A 16359-nucleotide genomic window follows, 5' to 3' on the forward strand; every position below is an offset into this window, starting at 1 on the left:
GAACGAAAAGATTGGACGTAAAGGCACCTTTGCTGGTGGCTTGCTTATTTAATGGATAAGGGCTGTCCAGATTGTAGAGTGCTATTACCCGACGTTATGACTGTATCCCCCAGATCAAGGCCACTTAGAATCTCAATGAGTTCATTGTTGTCATTGTCAATAAAGGACCGACCGCTACGAACAAGTCGAAGCTTTGCAGTGTTGTCCTGGGCTACAAATACACGTTCAAGCTGACCATAGGTAAGAATGGCTGTTTGCGGTATTACAAGAGTCTTTGTCTCGTCTGATGCAAGAGTCACCCGTGCAAATTGCCCTGATCGAAGTTGCGGCTGAGATGTAATTTGAATCTTTATTGACGACGTCCTGGAGGATGGATCTGCAATGGGAGATATTTCAGTCACCTGTCCCGTAACCTTGGTGTTGGTGGCTGGGATTTGAGCTTCTAGGATGTCTCCACGTTTAATCGCGTGGATCATTGCCTCCGGGATATCAGTAATGATTTGCAGGTTGTTTTCACCTTCGATTCGCAAAAGAGGTTTTCCTGGTGTAGCAAGATCACCTGTATTCGCAGGTTTTTGGGTGATGATCCCGTCAAATGGGGCTGAAATGCTCGTGTAGTTGAGCATGGTCTTGGATTCGAGGAAGGCCGCTTCTGCAATACGAAGACCATCTTTAAGTGATTTGACGGTCTCAGGTGTGGCTGCATTTTTCTTGAGCAAGTTTTCTTCTCGTTTTAGATTACGTTTAGCCTGTTCCAGTTGGGCGGACGCGCGTTGAAGCTGTGCGGACATCTCTTCAGCCTCGAGTTGCACCAGTAGATCATTTTTTTTGACCTTTGAACCAAGCTCGACAGAGATAGAAAGGATGTTGCCGCTGATTTTTGAAGATATCTCAGCCTGCTCCACTGCCTGGACGGTACCAACAAGTTCAATTTGATTCTTTGCAATTTGCTCTGTCACTTGAGCAACAGTGACATCTGCAGTTGGCAGGACTTTTGATTCACCTGTGTTATGTGAGTCATTGCTATTACATCCTCCAACCACTCCGAGGGCGAATACCAGCATGGAAAAGAAAGAAATTTTGCAAACACTCATGAAACCATCTCCTTATTTTAAAATAAAAATTCCATTACAAAGAAAATTGATCGAGACCACTGGCCCTTCGTAAATTTGCTATGGCGACTTGATAGCTTGCCTCTGCACTGAGGTGTCTGGCCTGTGCATCTGATAGTCTTGTTTCAAAGTCGATAAGATCCGAGGAAAGTATAACCCCTTCCTTGAACCGAGCCCGGGCAAGTCTGGTTGCCTCTTCTGCTACACCAACCATTTTCCCTGTAACGGTTAAGCGCTCTTTAGTCTGTTGGTAGGTGAGTTCTGCTTGCTGGAGTTCAAGACTTAGATTTAATTCGGTTTTTGCTATGCGAGCCTCGAGCTTCTGGAGCTTGATTCTTGCAATGGTAACCTGACTTTTACCATTGTTCCCATCGTATAAATTGTAATTAACTCGTACTCCGGCTATCCAGGAGTCTCCATTGCTATCGAGTTCCCAGCCATTGTCAAACTGGTAGCTTGCAAAGGTATCGACCTTTGGACGGTTAACTCCTCGTGCTTTCTCAAGGTCGGCAATGGCTGCATCTTTTAGTTTTGTTAGAGTCACAAGTTCACTGCGATTGGAGTAGTCAGGGGCTGCCGGTGGAAGCTGGTCGACGTTTGCTGTTACATCAAGTGTGATGAGACCCTCTTTTTTGCCCAGTAGGTTGAGGAGACTTCTCTTGGTGAGTTCAAGGGTATGTCTTGCTATGATCAGATCCTCACTGGCTGTTGATTGCTGGAGTTCAAGATTTAAGAGATCTTGTTTTAAAAGGTCGCCAGCCTCATAGCGTGCAATCCCTACATCGCGCGCCAGAGAAATTGATTTGAGCGCCTGATTACGTACAGTGACCATCTTCTGGGCCTGGACTACAGCGTGATAGGTTTTGACTACTTCAAAGCTGAGTTGTTGATGCACCCTTGTAAGATCACTCTCACTTGCCTCTATGTTGGCCCCTGCTGCAATCTTTCCAGCACTATTTTGGCCACCATTATAAACTCTGTATGTAACAGCAGCCTTAAGTTGTAGATTGTCTGTCCGGCCAGGGTCATTGAAATCTATGGTGTCATCAAATGCGCCTTGATTGAGGATGTTACCAAACGAATACATTGGATTGTTTGTTTGGCCATATTCAGCACTAAGATGTACAAGAGGATAGTCGTGAGATGTCACCATGACAGCGGAGGCCTTAGCCTGGGCAATCCTATGCTGGGCTATAATATTGTCAGGGTTGTCTTGCAGGGCTAATTGTACAGCAGCCTGGGCAGTTAACGGCTGAGGAAGTGGGTTGGATGCTGCTAACACGGTTGAACTCAGCGTGAGGACCAGACCCAGTACGATGCTTGATTGGAGAGTCTTCATTGTTTCCCTTGTAATCAAAATAGAGCACACTATTATAGTAAATAATTAAATAGACAGTGTATCTGTAATACTTTCATAACGGTTGTCAAAGAAAAGCAGTGGCTTATGAGAATAAATAGATGCATTGGTGTGAATCCCTTGGTTGCGAGAGATTGTGTGTATATGCAATTGATTGAAATCTATCGTTAAACGCTGTTGAGGTCAAGTGATTTTAAACTGAGATACGGTTATCGCTTAATTATTATAGTTTCAGGGCATGGATAAGTTTGGAAAGTGAGGCGTGAGTTGTCTTTAAAAATTTAATAATTACCATTGATGCTGAATCATAATATTTAATCTTGAGGAGGTTTTGATGCCTGGAAAGACGCTATACGATAAATTGTGGGAGACCCACATTGTAGAAAATAGAGAGGATGGGACCGCTCTTATATATATAGATCGGCATTTGTTGCATGAGGTGACTTCACCCCAGGCATTTGAAGGGATGAAAATTGCCGGAAGAACTCCCTGGAGAAAAGCTGCAAATCTTGCAACTCCTGATCACAATGTACCGACCATTAAGTCTGAAAGGGTGGGAGGAATTGCAGGTATTGTTGATCCCTTATCCAGGTTACAGGTGGAAATATTAGATCTTAATTGCAAAGATCAGAACATTGCACAGTATGGAATGGAAGATATCCGTCAGGGTATTGTACATGTTGTTGGTCCCGAACAGGGGTTAACCCAGCCGGGGATGACCATGGTTTGTGGTGATTCCCACACATCTACCCATGGCGCTTTAGGAGCACTTGCTCAAGGTGTTGGAACTTCTGAAGTTGAGCATGTCCTCTCCACACAGTGCCTCGTACAAAAGAAAATGAAGAACATGCTGGTTCGCGTGGCTGGATCACTGAGCGAAGGAGTGACTTCTAAAGATATCGTTCTTTTTATAATAGGAAAAATAGGTACTGCCGGTGGAACAGGATATACCATCGAGTTTGGAGGGCAGGCAATATCCGAGCTTTCCATAGAAGGGCGTATGACAGTCTGTAATATGGCAATAGAGGCAGGAGCAAGGGCGGGCCTGATTGCAGTTGATGATAAAACAATTGATTATGTAAAAGATCGTCCGCTGGCCCCTAAAGGTGACTTGTGGGACAAGGCGAGCAGCTATTGGAAAACACTTGTTTCAGATGAAGATGCCGTCTTTGATAAGGTTATAGAAATTGACGCGGCTATGATTGAACCCCAGGTAAGTTGGGGTACATCTCCTGAAATGGTGCTTGGGGTAAGTGACAAGGTGCCCACCATGGCAATGATGCGTAGTAGTGGCGAAAAAGATTCACTCAAAAGAGCGCTTACCTATATGGGACTTGAAGAAGGTCAGCCGATTACAGGAATCAAACTGGACAGGGTGTTTATTGGTTCCTGTACAAACTCTAGAATCGAGGACCTTCGGGCAGCCGCCGCCGTTGTAAAAGGCAAAAAAGTCTCAGACTCAATTAAACAGGCAATGGTGGTTCCAGGGTCAGGTCTTGTGCAACGGCAGGCCGAAGACGAGGGCCTCGATAAAATATTTACTGAAGCAGGCTTTGAGTGGCGCGAACCTGGTTGCTCAATGTGTCTTGCCATGAATGCCGATAAGCTGGGAGATGGCGAACACTGTGCTTCTACGTCAAATCGTAACTTCGAAGGGCGTCAGGGGTTTGGTGGAAGGACACATCTGGTGAGTCCTATAATGGCAGCCGCTGCAGCCATTAAAGGGCATTTTGTCGATATTCGTAGTTGGAAATAGGAGGGTACATCATGGAAGCTTTTGTAGAACATAGTGGAATCGTGGCTCCCCTTGACAGGGCGAATGTTGACACAGATCTCATAATTCCAAAGCAGTTTCTAAAAGCCGTGAAAAAAACCGGGTTTGGGCCCAATCTCTTTGACCAGCTTCGATATAAAGATGAAGGCCAGCCAGGAATGGATAATAGCAAGAGACCAATTAATCCGGATTTTGTTTTAAATAGGCAGCAGTACGCAGGTGCCACTATTTTACTTGCGAGGGAAAACTTTGGCTGTGGTTCAAGTAGGGAACATGCTCCATGGGCACTTCTTGATTATGGCTTTAGAGCAGTTATCGCACCAAGTTTTGCTGATATTTTCTATAACAACTGTTTTAAAAACGGCATCCTTCCTCTGGTGTTGCCAGAAGAGAATGTTGATGAGTTGTTTAAAGAGGTTCAATCAGGACGTCTCAAAGAGCTGACAATAGACCTTGAGGCTCAGGAGCTGAGAGCCGTGGGTAGGAAAAATCTGCATTTTGATATCGACCCGTTTCGCAAAAAATGTCTCTTGAATGGTCTTGATGATATTGGGCTAACCCTGGAAAAATCAGAACTAATAAAAGAGTACGAACAGAAACAGAAAAAGAATCGTCCCTGGCTTTTCGAGGATGTTCTCAGTTAGAGTATAAAGGGGTTTTAGTCAGATGTGAGGGCTTTTAATTTTGCATCCAGTGCCTTGATGTCCACCGGTTTTGAAAGGTAACTGTCCATACCTGCAGCAAGACATCGCTCCTGATCGCCTGCCATCGCGTAGGCGGTTAGGGCGATTATGGGAATGTTACAGACTGCTTTAAATATTTCGGAGTTTCTAATACGTTTTGTTGTTTCAATACCGTCTAAAACCGGCATCTGCACATCCATAAGGATGATGTCATAACGATTAGACTTCAGTAGCTCTAGTGCCTGTTCTCCATCACTTGCAAGGGTTGACTGGTGCCCAAGTTTTGTGAGTATTGCCTGGAGAATTTGCTGATTAATCTGTTCGTCTTCTACAATGAGTGTAGATAGTCTACGATTTGGGCTTGTAAGAATGGGCGCTGGTGGCTTAGTGGTGCTGGTGGCCTTTTGTGTTTCAGGAGCTTCGACCCTTATGGTGAATGTTACTGTGGTGCCTTTTATGGGGTTTCGCTTTAGCTGAACGGTTCCACCCATCTGGTTGACCAGCTGTCTGACGATGCTCAGTCCAAGGCCCGTTCCCTTGAACTTTTTCTTGTTCCCATGGTGGACCTGGGTGAAGAGCTCGAAAAGTTTCTCTTCACTCTCTATAGGTATACCGATACCAGTATCACTAATAGTTCCTTCAAGTAGTATTGTTTTTTCGTTTGGCTTGGTCTGGTCACTCTTTTTAATGAGAACAAGGATTTCACCCTGTTCAGTAAATTTAATGGCATTACCAACGAGGTTAAAGAGAATTTGTCGGATTCTGGTCTGGTCGGCTTTCAGTGTCTCTGGTATCGCATCGTCAATTTCATAGCGCAAAGTCACATCTGCAGGGTCAACGGATGTTTCAAAAGATGTTATAAGAGTACGAACCATTTCTCTTATCTGAAATAGTTCGGGGTTTATTTGTAGTTTACCCGCCTCAATTTTTGAATAATCTAATATATCATTTATGATCGTAAGAAGACTTTTTCCTGCACTGGTTGCCGCTTCAACATATTTAAATTGTTCAGAGTTAAGTTGAGTGAGGGTGAGTAACTGAAGCATACCTAAGACTCCATTCATGGGAGTTCGTACTTCATGACTCATGTTAGCAAGAAATGACGATTTTGCATGACTTGCCGTAAAGGCGTCTTCTTTAGCGGCTTCTAGCTCCAGAACAATCTTTTTACGGGTAGTAATATCACGGGTGACTACGATAACCCCGGAAAACTGGTCAGTATCATTTTGTTGTGGCAGCGGAGAGGCGATAGATTCGATCCATAGAATACTGTTACTTGCAGTTTTTATACAGGATTCCCAATGGATTGATGTACCTTCAAGAGGAAATGGACTACCGCTGCTATGAAGGTTAAAAGGTGAGGTGGCAAGTATCTTTTGTTCTATGAGTTGTATAGCCTTATCATGGGAAACACCTGTGAGATTGAAAAACGAAGGACTCACATATTGAGGAGTGAATGTGTTGTCAGTTGTCCAAATGACATCATGCACATTATCAGCGAGTAGGCGGTAGAGGCGTTCACTGTCCCGCGTGGCTTGCTCTATTTTTTGTCTTTTGGTGATGTCTCTTGCAATTCCCATGAAAAAGTCTTTGCCGTTAACATTGAGACGCAGTGCATTTACCTCAATGGGAGAGACGGAGCCGTTTTTATGTACGCAGTTTGTTTCAAACGTTGCAGAGCCTTTTCTTGCAAGGCGCAAGGTTAAGGATCTGTTGGTGATATAGTCTTTTTCAAGGCTCAGTTCAAAAGGGGACATGGCAAACAGCTCTTCCCTGGTGTATCCCAGTCGTTTGCATGCGACGTTGTTCACTTCAGTAAATCTGCCATAATCAGAACTGTTTTTATCGAGGGAGACGACGAAAATAGAATCGTTAGCTGAATTGAATAACTTCCGATACTTATTTCTCTGTTTCTCAAATTTTTCTATAAGTAAGCTTTGCTGCTCGATGGTTTCTTCAGCTTTTTTAAGCACATCTTTGTGAGTGTGAAGGCGTGCGCGTAAAGACTCTATCTTAGATAGTGCCTGATCAAGTTTTCGCTGAAGATTTATATTTTCCTGGTTTGTCATCGGTTGTGACGAGTAGTTTCCCTGATAAATGATTGATCATAGTTATTGACTAATAGGGTTTATGTTTTCACTACCAATGATGTTACTGATTTTGGATACCTGAGTCAAATCGATTTAATACATTACGATTAACAGAAGAGAGAGGTCTTAGTCTTGAGATAGGTCTGAAGAACTCGTGAAATACTCGGGAGCATGTCGATAGAGATTATAGCCTGTGATGATTGACAGGTTGAGTAAAATGATACCTGCAACTATAAGTGCCATATCAAGAGAAGATTCTCCCGCAATCCAACCAATTAAGGGCCCAAGGGTTGCAAAGCCAACTCGATAAATGAGGCTTCTGATGGAAAGAACTGTTGCCCTTGTCGCAGAGTCGCAATTTTGGTTGATAAGATCTTTTAAGATTGGCGTCGCAAAACCCCGAACAGCAAAGAAGGCCCAGAGACATATAATGGCGGGAACAACGGGTATTGCTCCAAGAAGGATGTATGTGATTGGGATGTAGAGAGTAATGATGAGTAGGGTAGCTTTTTCGCCTAATAATTTTTGAGTGGTGGCTGCAAACCCAGAAAAAAAGGCGACAGTAAGGTTGAGTACGACCCATAGCGGAGTAATCGTTAACTCTTCAAAGCCCACAGAGACAAAGTAGACCTGTGCAGTCCAGGCCATGCAAAGTGTTGCAATTCCGATAACAGATGAAAAGAGAAGAGTTGAGCTTAGTTTTGCATTATAAAAAAGTGATGTTCTGCATACTGAAAAAATGAGGGCAAAGTTTTCTGCGATATTTTTAGTGCGTTTGGTCGTTTGACGTAGTGGCTCCCTTAAAAGAAATGCAGCAGGGATCGCCATGGAAGCAATAACCGTTTGTGCCATGTACACGTGTCTATAGCTGAGCAGTCCGGCTATCACACCACCGAGGATTGCAGCAACTGTCTCTGCAACATTTCCAAGTGAAGTGATTCTGCCCTCAAAGCTGACATACTTCTGTTTTAAATCAGCTTCAGCGAGAGTATCGTAGAGTAGGGCGGAATCGGAACCAGATATAAAACTGCCACCTATTCCTAAAATAATTTCAGCAACAAGAAATCCAGTAAACGAATCACTTACGGAATAGATAACAAAGCCCAACGTTCCCAGAATTGAGCCGAATATAAGCGTTTTCCTCCGGCCAACCACATCAGCCATATATCCGGAAGGTATTTCCAGTATAGCAACACTTATGGAGTATATGGCCTGCAGGAGAAAAATATTAAATTCATCAAGCCCATTTTCATTGTAGAATAAAGCTACAATGGGCATGATAAGCATCAGCCATTTTGAGAGCTTGATGATACAGAGGCAGTATACGTTTTTGAGGTGTGGTTTGATACCCATGTCTATATGGAATGAAATTAATGAGTACTCTTGGTGTAAACTGATTTATAATAGGGGGACTTCAATGTATTGCAAAGTGATATACAAAGGAGTGAAAGAGGTTGAAATTGATTATTGCGTCTATTGTAATTGTGCATGTAGAACATTTTTCTCTGAAAATTGGAACAGGAAATGTCATCCCTCAAATGGTGATGCTTAGACTTTGTTAATTATGTATCCTTGTTGCGCCGCTGAAGGGAAGACTCGTTTTTTCCTTCCCTCTGTCAAGTTTTGAAAAAAAAACAGTAGGAAGATTTGTTCCGAAATTTAAATGTGTTGGTGAGGTACGCCCCCACTACCAAAGAATTTCTGGCAAAAGCCTTAGAAAAAAGGTAGGTTGCTCGGGATTTTTAAATCCAGTGCAGAACAATATACAATGTTGAGACTTTTAAAGAGGGTAAATGGGGGATAAATCACTGTATTGTCAGTTTGTTTTCTTCCTTTTGGTATATGATTAACGCTATATTTTCATTTGTTACACCGATATGGTCAAAAAGGCGGTTGATCCTGCTCATGGCAAATCGTGAAATAAAGGCTCACTATGTCGGGTCTGTTTTGGGGTTTGCCTGGATATTGATTCATCCTGCTGTCATGATAACAGTATTCTGGTTTGTTTTCAGCATGGGATTCAAAGTGCAGCCACTCAATGATGTGCCTTTTGTAGTCTGGCTCACTGCAGGTCTTGCTCCCTGGTTTTTTTTCCTGAATATTGTGAGTGGTTCTACCTCTTCGGTTGTGGATAATTCTCACTTGATTAAAAAAACAATTTTTTTCCCGCAGGTTTTACCTGTTGTCAAGATTTGTTCCAGTATCATAACGCATGTGGTTTTTGTGTTAATCCTGCTGTTATTAATGCTTTTTCAGGGCATGACGATAGATCTTTGGGCATTGCAGTCGTTCTATTATCTTTTCTGTCTACTGGCTCTGGCTATTGGAATTTCCTGGGGGACATCGGCTCTTAATGTTTTTGTACGTGATGTTGGACAAGTTGTTGCTGTTTCTCTTCAGGTTGGATTCTGGGTTACACCCATATTTTGGGATATTCAAATGATGCCAGCCAAGGTACAGTTCCTTCTAAAATTGAATCCAGTCTACTATATTATTCAAGGCTATCGAGACTCTTTTGTTAGTGGAACAGGATTCTGGGAGCATCCCGTTTATTCACTCTATTTCTGGTGTTGTACCATAACCATCCTGCTTCTTGGCGGTTTTGTGTTTAGACGTTTGCAGCCACAATTTTCTGATGTTTTATAAAAAAAGTTGTTCTCTCTGATATGGTAAGAAAAACAATCTCAGTACAGGCTGTCAGTAAAGATTACTGCCTTTATAAAAGAAGTTTTCATCGGGTTTTCTCGATTTTCTTTCCTTTTGTAAAAAAAATACAACACCAGATTTTCCATGCTGTTCGGAATGTTGATGTTGATGTTCATAAAGGAGAGTCTATAGGTATTATTGGCCGAAATGGCAGCGGCAAATCAACCATGCTGCAACTTATCTGCGGTATAATACAACCTACCACTGGAAAAGTTGAGGTGGATGGCAGGATTTCTGCTCTTTTAGAATTAGGAGCTGGATTTAATCCAGAGTTCAGTGGCAGGGAAAATGTCTACTTAAGTACCTCGATAATGGGTCTTAGTAAAGATGAGACTACTGCCCGTCTGGGTAACATCATAGAATTTGCAGATATAGGAGAATTCATAGATCATCCTGTAAAAACATATTCCAGCGGCATGTTTGTTCGACTGGCATTTGCAACTGCAATAAGTGTTGACCCGGATATTCTCATTGTAGATGAAGCATTGGCGGTAGGGGATATATTTTTCCAACAGAAATGCATGAAATATATGAAGAAAATGATGGAAAATAACACCATTGTTTTGGTTTCTCATGATATGCATGCCGTTTCCAGTTTATGCGACAGGATCATCGTTATGGAAGGTGGTGAAAAAATATTCGATGGAGATCCGGCAGAAGCAATTTCGTTATATACAAGACTTGTTCACAATGAACTTTTTGATAAAAAGCGTCACGCCAGTGCAGTGAGTCAAAAAATACCGGAACATATATTGACATCTCTTCAAAAGCATACACCTGACTTTAGCCAGTGGTTGTCTGTGGATTCCGAGTCATTGGGGGGAGCTGATGAAGTTTCTATTCAAAATGTTTCGGTGACCAAAAATGATCAGATTTTCAAGACTGTCGAGCCTTCCGAAACAGTTAAAATCAGAATACTTATCTGGGCTAAGCGTGCAGTAGATGACGTCATTTTCGGATACACCATAAAAGACCGAGTAGGAATTGCGGTCTTTGGGGAAAACAGTGTCCCTTTACAAAACCAGCACAATGGTCTCAATAAGGGCTATTCGTTAATTGAATTTGAGTTCTCCTGGCCAGAGGTTACGCCTCAGGAGTATACACTTACTATTGGCATAGGAGAGGGAACACATCCTTTCGAGCATACCATTCAGTGCTGGGCCCATAATGTAGTTTCTATCGTAGCTGTGACCCCCGGAAGATATCTCCACGGTATTATTAACAACCCCTTGGATTCCTTAGCACTCACTCCACTGGATTAAAAAGGGAAGGAAAATGGAGCACTGGAATGCCGAACAGGATGATGTTGAAACTTTTGTGGAATACGTGCAAAGTTTTGCTGCTCGAAGTAACCAAACTGAAGTAAACCATCCTATAGTTTGTGTCGATTATTTTGACACCATTGTCACACGCGAAGTTGAACCGGAATACACAAAAGAAATTGCTTCACAATTGCTTAGCCAATTACTTGGCGGTGCTGTTTCAGGAAATGAGTTATATAAACATCGACAACATATTGAACGTGAAATAGTAGAAACAAATTGTGCTGCAACAGGAGAACTTGAATTTTCTCTTATCGATTTTTCACATAGGTTGTTTGCTTTTCTTAAAGAGCAGTATCCGCAGTTACCGCTTACAAGTCTTGAAAATTTCACCCAGGATATTCTTAATATAGAAGTTGCAGTTGAACTAGCTGTGCAACAAGTTTGCCCCCGGATGCTGCAGGCTTTGAGGGAAATGAAAAATGCGGGGGTACAACTTGTTCTCGCATCCGATTTTTACGTACCCGAAAGTCATTTTCACCGTTTTATCAAGCACCATGGCATACAGGACCTTTTTGTGCGCTTGTATGTGTCCATCGACTATGGGCAAAGTAAGGGTTCTGGAAAACTGTATGAAACAATAATTCGAGATTTTCAATGTTCACCGGAACGTATTTTGATGATTGGAGATAATGAACATGCAGATATTAAAATGGCTAAAAAATCAGGGGTGCAAACAATTTTAGTATCTCGACCAGCACAACGCCAATTTTACAACAATTTCAGAAAAGAACTTATTGGTAACAGAGAAACACTAAAAAAGCCTTATCCACAATTGAAGTTCAAGGGTGAATTCGCAGAGATGGGGAGCAGTTTCTGGCTGTTTTGTCATCGTCTCTTTGAGGATCTTACAAGAAAAGAAATCAGTGATGTCTTTTTCTTTTCTAAAGAAGGTGAATTTCTCAAAAAACTTTTTGATCGTTATCAACTCGATCTATATGGCCAGTTGCGAATACAGGGCCATTATCTTCTGGCATCACGAAAAGCGACTTTTCTCGCTTCACTTGGGCCACTTGCCGAGGAAGATTTTTCGCGTTTGCTGGATCATTACCGTGATATATCCATTCGTGACTTTTTACAAAGCTTGAATTTTACTGATGATTTGGTGACTACTCTCTGTGCTCAGTTATCTGGAGATTGTGACGAGGTAATCATTGATCTGAAAAAGAATGATACGCTCCGCGAACTAATTGATCTGCCCCTGTTTCGCAAACAATACGAAGAAAAGAGGCTTGAACAACGCAGCAATTTCACAGAATATTTAGATTCATTTGGTGTAAATTATCACGATGATGGACTCTGCATCGTGGATGTGGGGTGGAAAGGCTCTATTCAGGATAATATCTTTTATATTCTTGAACAACATGTTGACGTTCAAGGTTATTTCATTGGTTTGTTTAATCCCACAACGCTTAAAAAGAACAATCGTAAAAAGGGTCTTCTTTTTGAAAATTATCCCTCCGAAACCCTTTTTTATAAGGTGTACAATAATAACCGTTCTCTTTTTGAAATGATGCTCGGAGCCAGTCATGGTAGTGCGGACTGCTATCTCACCCCTGAGCAGTATAAAGAAAGAAGCAACTCATCGGATCTGGTGATACAGAGCCGTGTGGAAGGCAAATGCGGTGATATACTCGTAATGACACTCGACTTACCCCTTGAGAGAGAGTTGTTTGAGACTGTGATTAAAAATCTGCAGGAAAATATTTTTTCCTATTTCTGCAAGTATAATAAAAGTTACGTGCAGTCAAATTGCACGCTGCCTGATATAGAGTGGTTTGCCCGTAACCATGCAAAGATGGTTTTTACTCCAACAAGGAGTATGGTAGACCTTTTTGCTGAATTGTATCATCTTGAAAATTTTGGTATATTCACATTTTCCAACTTTAAGACAGATAATGCCGTCACTATTTCAGTCAGATTGCGTAACCTGTATAACATTGCCAGGAACCCCTCAATACTCGGTTCTGGAATTTGGCCGCCAATCATATTTCGACGGTTGGGGCTAGGACCACTGCAGGCGTTAGATGGGCTTCGTCGTTATTATAATGAATTTTCCTCCTTCAGGTAGTACCTGTTTTCTCTTTGTCACATGTAAATAACGATGCGCAAAACACTCCTTTTTATTCTAACTTTTCTCGCGTGCCTTTCCTGTTATTATTTGTCGAGTTACTGGTATCCCACTGCAACGTTCTTTGTGAGTGGATCTGTTTCTGATAATTCTTCGCAAATTTCAATTAAATGGGATTCAGGAGAAGGTTTTAATGGGTACGAATGGGAACGCTTTCCGCTGCATGAGCTTTCCGTAAAAGCTGAACGAGATGGGATTCCAGTACGTATAACGCGAACTGGTGAGAGAAATTCTGCATCACTTAGCGCAGAAATAGGTCTTCGCAGCATCTATATAGATTCTCAGCAATATTTCCCTCAACCAGAAAATCTCTCTCCAGGCATAGAGTTTTCTTCGGGGAAATATGTATTCAAAAAGGATGGTGCTTCGCTCAATTTTCTTGTTCAGCCAAAGAGTCATATACAACTAGAATTTCCTAAATTTAATGGCGCCGGCCTCGTTGATGTTCAGATTGGCGAAAAAGTGACACGTTATGATCTTTATGCTTCAAACAACGAGAGTCAATGGGGCGGGAGTTATGCCAAAATTGTCAACTCATGGCTTGTAACGGACAGTGGCAATTTTACAATCAGTATGCCAATGCCACGCTACCCCGTTCAGTCGTTGCGTGTTAGCTCAAAAGGAAAAATGTCGATTTCTTCCGCCATGATTAAAACAGCGGAAGGTAAAGTAATCAGTGTAAGTGGTGGAATATCTTCAGAGCATGGGATTAACTATTCAATGCTTGATGCAGACACCCAGTTACGCAATCACTACCACCCTGAGCGTTTCCTGCTTCAGATTGTGTTCGCACTTTTAACAGCTTGTATCCTCACCTGGGTGTTTTCTTTTGTGTCTCGTTTTAGGGGAGCTAGAGATTTTTTTATTGCTGAGCAGCGATATATCTTCTGGTTGATGCTGAGCTGCTGTTGTGCCGTCTTTTCACTCTGGCACCTTTCTTTCTGGCCCGGAGTGATGTCCAACGATTCTCTTGAAGTATGGAGGGCTGCTCAGATACCGGGGATGTACCTCGGAGACCACCCTCCATTAAATGTGATTCTGTACATTTTCCTCAGTCAGTTGTGGAATAACCCTGCAGTAGTACCACTGGCACAAAATTTTTGTACTTCGCTGTTGATTGCGTATATCTTTTTCTCCCTTTTTAGAAGGGGACTTCCACTATATTGCCTTGTACCTTGTTATGGTCTGATTGTCCTGTCCGTACCTGTTGGTCTCTATTCGATTATTCTATGGAAAGATGTTCCGTTTGCACTCATTGTTGTTTTACTTGGTTTTATGCTAGCTCGTCTGTACCGCGATAAACAACAGGGCAAGTTGCCTGTACCATGGAGTAACTGGCTGTTGATATTCTGCCTTACTCTGTTGCTGGTTGGGCTGCGACATAATGGAGTGTTGTATCTGTTTATTGTCCCCTTTATCATTGTACTGTTTGGTCTTGTCAGAATTCGGCCATTAGCAATAGTGACTCTTTTTGTTGGCACTATGTTAGTCGCAGGAGCTTTCTTTGTAATTCCCGGTTTGTCCAGCCAATCAAGCTACTTGACAGGACAAACGGAGAAATACCTGAGTCAGGCAGTTAACAGGGTTTCTTACAACTATTTACAGAACAGTGCTAAAAAGTATCTAGGGGTTTTCGATGTAAACCAGAACGAGATGCAATGGGACTTGGTTCATCTTTGTATGTATGGGCGATATACTAATGACTTTCTGCGAGAACTTCGCTGGAATGATGTGTATCCTTACCTTCCATTGCCATCGAATAAAACAATAAAGAAAATAAAAGGTCTGGCATGGAAAGTGTACTGGAAAACCTATGATAAACCGTGGGTCTATTTCTCCTGGAATCCTGTCTTTATGTTGCTTCTGTATCCTCTACTGCCTCTATTTTACAGAAGATTTCCTATGGCTGCCACCTTTAGTTTATTTGTCATGATTCCTGTGGGGGTGCTGGTCTTTCTTGGCATTTTTAACTGGCGTTATTACTACTTCGCCCATTTGTCATCGTATTTTCTGCTGCCTATGGTTTTTGCTGACTTTTTTCAGCAGAAAAAGCGTATTGAGATCTGAGATGAACAGTTCTAAACGAGCCAAGGTGAAACGACTGTTTACAATTTTTATTGCATGTTGTTTTGTCGTGTTAATCTATCTGTGGGGCAGTAGTCCAGAAAAACATGTTCCCAAGATATTTCTGGATACTGATATATCTTCAGATGTCGATGATGTTGGAGCCGTTGCGGTACTTCATGCCTTAGCTGATCGCGGGGATGCCGAAATTCTTGCCATGGCAGTGTCCTCCGGCGACCCGTGGGGTGCGCCATGCCTTGAGGTCTTAAATGCATCTTTTGGCCGTCCAGATATACCTGTGGGGAAAATATTGGAACCAACGGTACACCACGTTTCAAAATATACACAGCATATTGCAGAGAATTATCCTCCACATACTGAATCTGAAAAAGGTACGTACGATGCAACGCGGTTGTACAGGAAAATCCTTGCAGGGCAGGATGATAAGTCTGTTACAATTGTAACTATTGGCTATTTAACCAATTTGAGAGAACTACTGGAATCATCTCCGGATGAATTCAGTCCTTTGAATGGATCTGAGTTAGTGGCAACAAAAGTGGAAAAACTTGTGTGTATGGGGGGAGAATTCCCTTCCGGAAGGGAGTGGAATCTGTATCAGGATGTGGAGGCCGCTTCCTATGTGATGTCGCAGTGGCCAACAAAAATATGGTTCAGTGGTTTTGAGATTGGCAATAGTGTGCTGACTGGTAAGGTGTTACGCCAAACGGATATCGATAATCCGCTTACCAAGGCATATCAATTGTACAATAACATTCAAAACCGACAAAGCTGGGATCAGGTAGCGGTGTTGTTGGCATCCAGTAATGGGCTTGCGAAAAATACGTACTGGAAAATGTCTCCTCCCGGAGATGTAAAGATAGATTCCAAGGGGATGAATACGTGGGAAGCACGTAAAGACGGACAACATCAATATATGATACGAACAAAGAAAACGGAGCAGCTGGCTCAGATCATAGACGAATTGATGGTGTCACCTTTGACGAACGCAAAAGATAAACAAGAATAAGCTAACACCGGTATAAGGTTAATAAGCCGGCATACGTGCCTCGAAGGTCTCTCTACGTTCGCTATCTGGTCGTCTTTTTAAATTTTCAACTTC

At 42.3% G+C, this 16359-nt stretch carries 11 protein-coding genes; 7 read left to right on the plus strand and 4 right to left on the minus strand.

Features of this window, described 5'->3' with window-relative positions:
- Positions 1–44 precede the first annotated feature (44 nt).
- Both ACX6CI_RS04745 and ACX6CI_RS04750 read right to left on the minus strand, forming a co-directional pair.
- On the minus strand, positions 45–1094 hold the full coding sequence (locus tag ACX6CI_RS04745; RefSeq protein ID WP_458777025.1) for an efflux RND transporter periplasmic adaptor subunit: 1050 nt from the start codon (positions 1092–1094) through the stop codon (positions 45–47).
- Positions 1095–1128: 34 nt separating this feature from the next.
- Entirely contained in the window at positions 1129–2451 is a 1323-nt protein-coding gene (locus ACX6CI_RS04750) for a TolC family protein (protein WP_458777026.1), read from the minus strand.
- A 352-nt stretch (positions 2452–2803) separates the two neighbouring features.
- On the opposite strand from ACX6CI_RS04750, the gene leuC reads away from it, so the two are divergent.
- Together leuC and leuD are read left to right on the plus strand one after the other, a co-directional pair.
- Positions 2804–4225, plus strand: a complete 1422-nt coding sequence (gene leuC, locus ACX6CI_RS04755) for a 3-isopropylmalate dehydratase large subunit (RefSeq protein ID WP_458777027.1) — start codon at positions 2804–2806, stop codon at positions 4223–4225.
- Between the two features lie 11 nt (positions 4226–4236).
- Complete coding sequence (leuD, locus tag ACX6CI_RS04760; RefSeq protein ID WP_458777028.1) at positions 4237–4887, plus strand: 3-isopropylmalate dehydratase small subunit; 651 nt, start codon at positions 4237–4239, stop codon at positions 4885–4887.
- 14 nt (positions 4888–4901) lie between these two features.
- Here leuD and ACX6CI_RS04765 read toward each other — a convergent pair whose 3' ends face one another.
- Both ACX6CI_RS04765 and ACX6CI_RS04770 read right to left on the minus strand, forming a co-directional pair.
- A complete protein-coding gene (locus ACX6CI_RS04765) occupies positions 4902–6995 on the minus strand; it encodes a PAS domain S-box protein (protein ID WP_458777029.1) in 2094 nt (697 codons plus the stop codon).
- Between the two features lie 147 nt (positions 6996–7142).
- Positions 7143–8369 (minus strand): MFS transporter, encoded by a 1227-nt coding sequence (locus tag ACX6CI_RS04770; protein WP_458777030.1) that lies wholly within the window; start codon positions 8367–8369, stop codon positions 7143–7145.
- A gap of 552 nt (positions 8370–8921) precedes the next feature.
- On the opposite strand from ACX6CI_RS04770, the gene ACX6CI_RS04775 reads away from it, so the two are divergent.
- The 5 genes from ACX6CI_RS04775 to ACX6CI_RS04795 are packed head-to-tail and all read left to right on the plus strand — an operon-like array spanning position 8922 to position 16266.
- Positions 8922–9662 carry an ABC transporter permease gene (locus ACX6CI_RS04775; protein WP_458777031.1) on the plus strand — a complete coding sequence of 247 codons (741 nt, stop codon included), beginning with the start codon at positions 8922–8924 and terminating at the stop codon, positions 9660–9662.
- A gap of 20 nt (positions 9663–9682) precedes the next feature.
- A complete protein-coding gene (locus ACX6CI_RS04780; protein ID WP_458777032.1) occupies positions 9683–10984 on the plus strand; it encodes an ABC transporter ATP-binding protein in 1302 nt (433 codons plus the stop codon).
- Between the two features lie 13 nt (positions 10985–10997).
- On the plus strand, positions 10998–13115 hold the full coding sequence (locus ACX6CI_RS04785) for an HAD-IA family hydrolase (protein WP_458777033.1): 2118 nt from the start codon (positions 10998–11000) through the stop codon (positions 13113–13115).
- A 33-nt stretch (positions 13116–13148) separates the two neighbouring features.
- Positions 13149–15242, plus strand: coding sequence for a hypothetical protein (locus tag ACX6CI_RS04790; RefSeq protein ID WP_458777034.1), 2094 nt, complete (start codon positions 13149–13151; stop codon positions 15240–15242).
- A gap of 1 nt (position 15243) precedes the next feature.
- Positions 15244–16266: a nucleoside hydrolase gene (locus ACX6CI_RS04795; protein ID WP_458777035.1), complete on the plus strand. Its 1023-nt coding sequence runs from the start codon at positions 15244–15246 to the stop codon at positions 16264–16266.
- The last annotated feature ends 93 nt before the right edge of the window (positions 16267–16359 follow it).

It is taken from the genome of Desulforhopalus glucosivorans, assembly GCF_054397165.1.

What these genes read in the sequence shown, in the direction of transcription:
- ACX6CI_RS04745 (WP_458777025.1), bottom strand. Translation starts at nt 1,094, where the DNA reads ATGAGTGTTTGCAAAATTTCTTTCTTTTCCATGCTGGTATTCGCCCTC.
- ACX6CI_RS04750 (WP_458777026.1), bottom strand. Translation starts at nt 2,451, where the DNA reads ATGAAGACTCTCCAATCAAGCATCGTACTGGGTCTGGTCCTCACGCTG.
- leuC (WP_458777027.1), top strand. Translation starts at nt 2,804, where the DNA reads ATGCCTGGAAAGACGCTATACGATAAATTGTGGGAGACCCACATTGTA.
- leuD (WP_458777028.1), top strand. Translation starts at nt 4,237, where the DNA reads ATGGAAGCTTTTGTAGAACATAGTGGAATCGTGGCTCCCCTTGACAGG.
- ACX6CI_RS04765 (WP_458777029.1), bottom strand. Translation starts at nt 6,995, where the DNA reads ATGACAAACCAGGAAAATATAAATCTTCAGCGAAAACTTGATCAGGCA.
- ACX6CI_RS04770 (WP_458777030.1), bottom strand. Translation starts at nt 8,369, where the DNA reads ATGGGTATCAAACCACACCTCAAAAACGTATACTGCCTCTGTATCATC.
- ACX6CI_RS04775 (WP_458777031.1), top strand. Translation starts at nt 8,922, where the DNA reads ATGGCAAATCGTGAAATAAAGGCTCACTATGTCGGGTCTGTTTTGGGG.
- ACX6CI_RS04780 (WP_458777032.1), top strand. Translation starts at nt 9,683, where the DNA reads ATGGTAAGAAAAACAATCTCAGTACAGGCTGTCAGTAAAGATTACTGC.
- ACX6CI_RS04785 (WP_458777033.1), top strand. Translation starts at nt 10,998, where the DNA reads ATGGAGCACTGGAATGCCGAACAGGATGATGTTGAAACTTTTGTGGAA.
- ACX6CI_RS04790 (WP_458777034.1), top strand. Translation starts at nt 13,149, where the DNA reads ATGCGCAAAACACTCCTTTTTATTCTAACTTTTCTCGCGTGCCTTTCC.
- ACX6CI_RS04795 (WP_458777035.1), top strand. Translation starts at nt 15,244, where the DNA reads ATGAACAGTTCTAAACGAGCCAAGGTGAAACGACTGTTTACAATTTTT.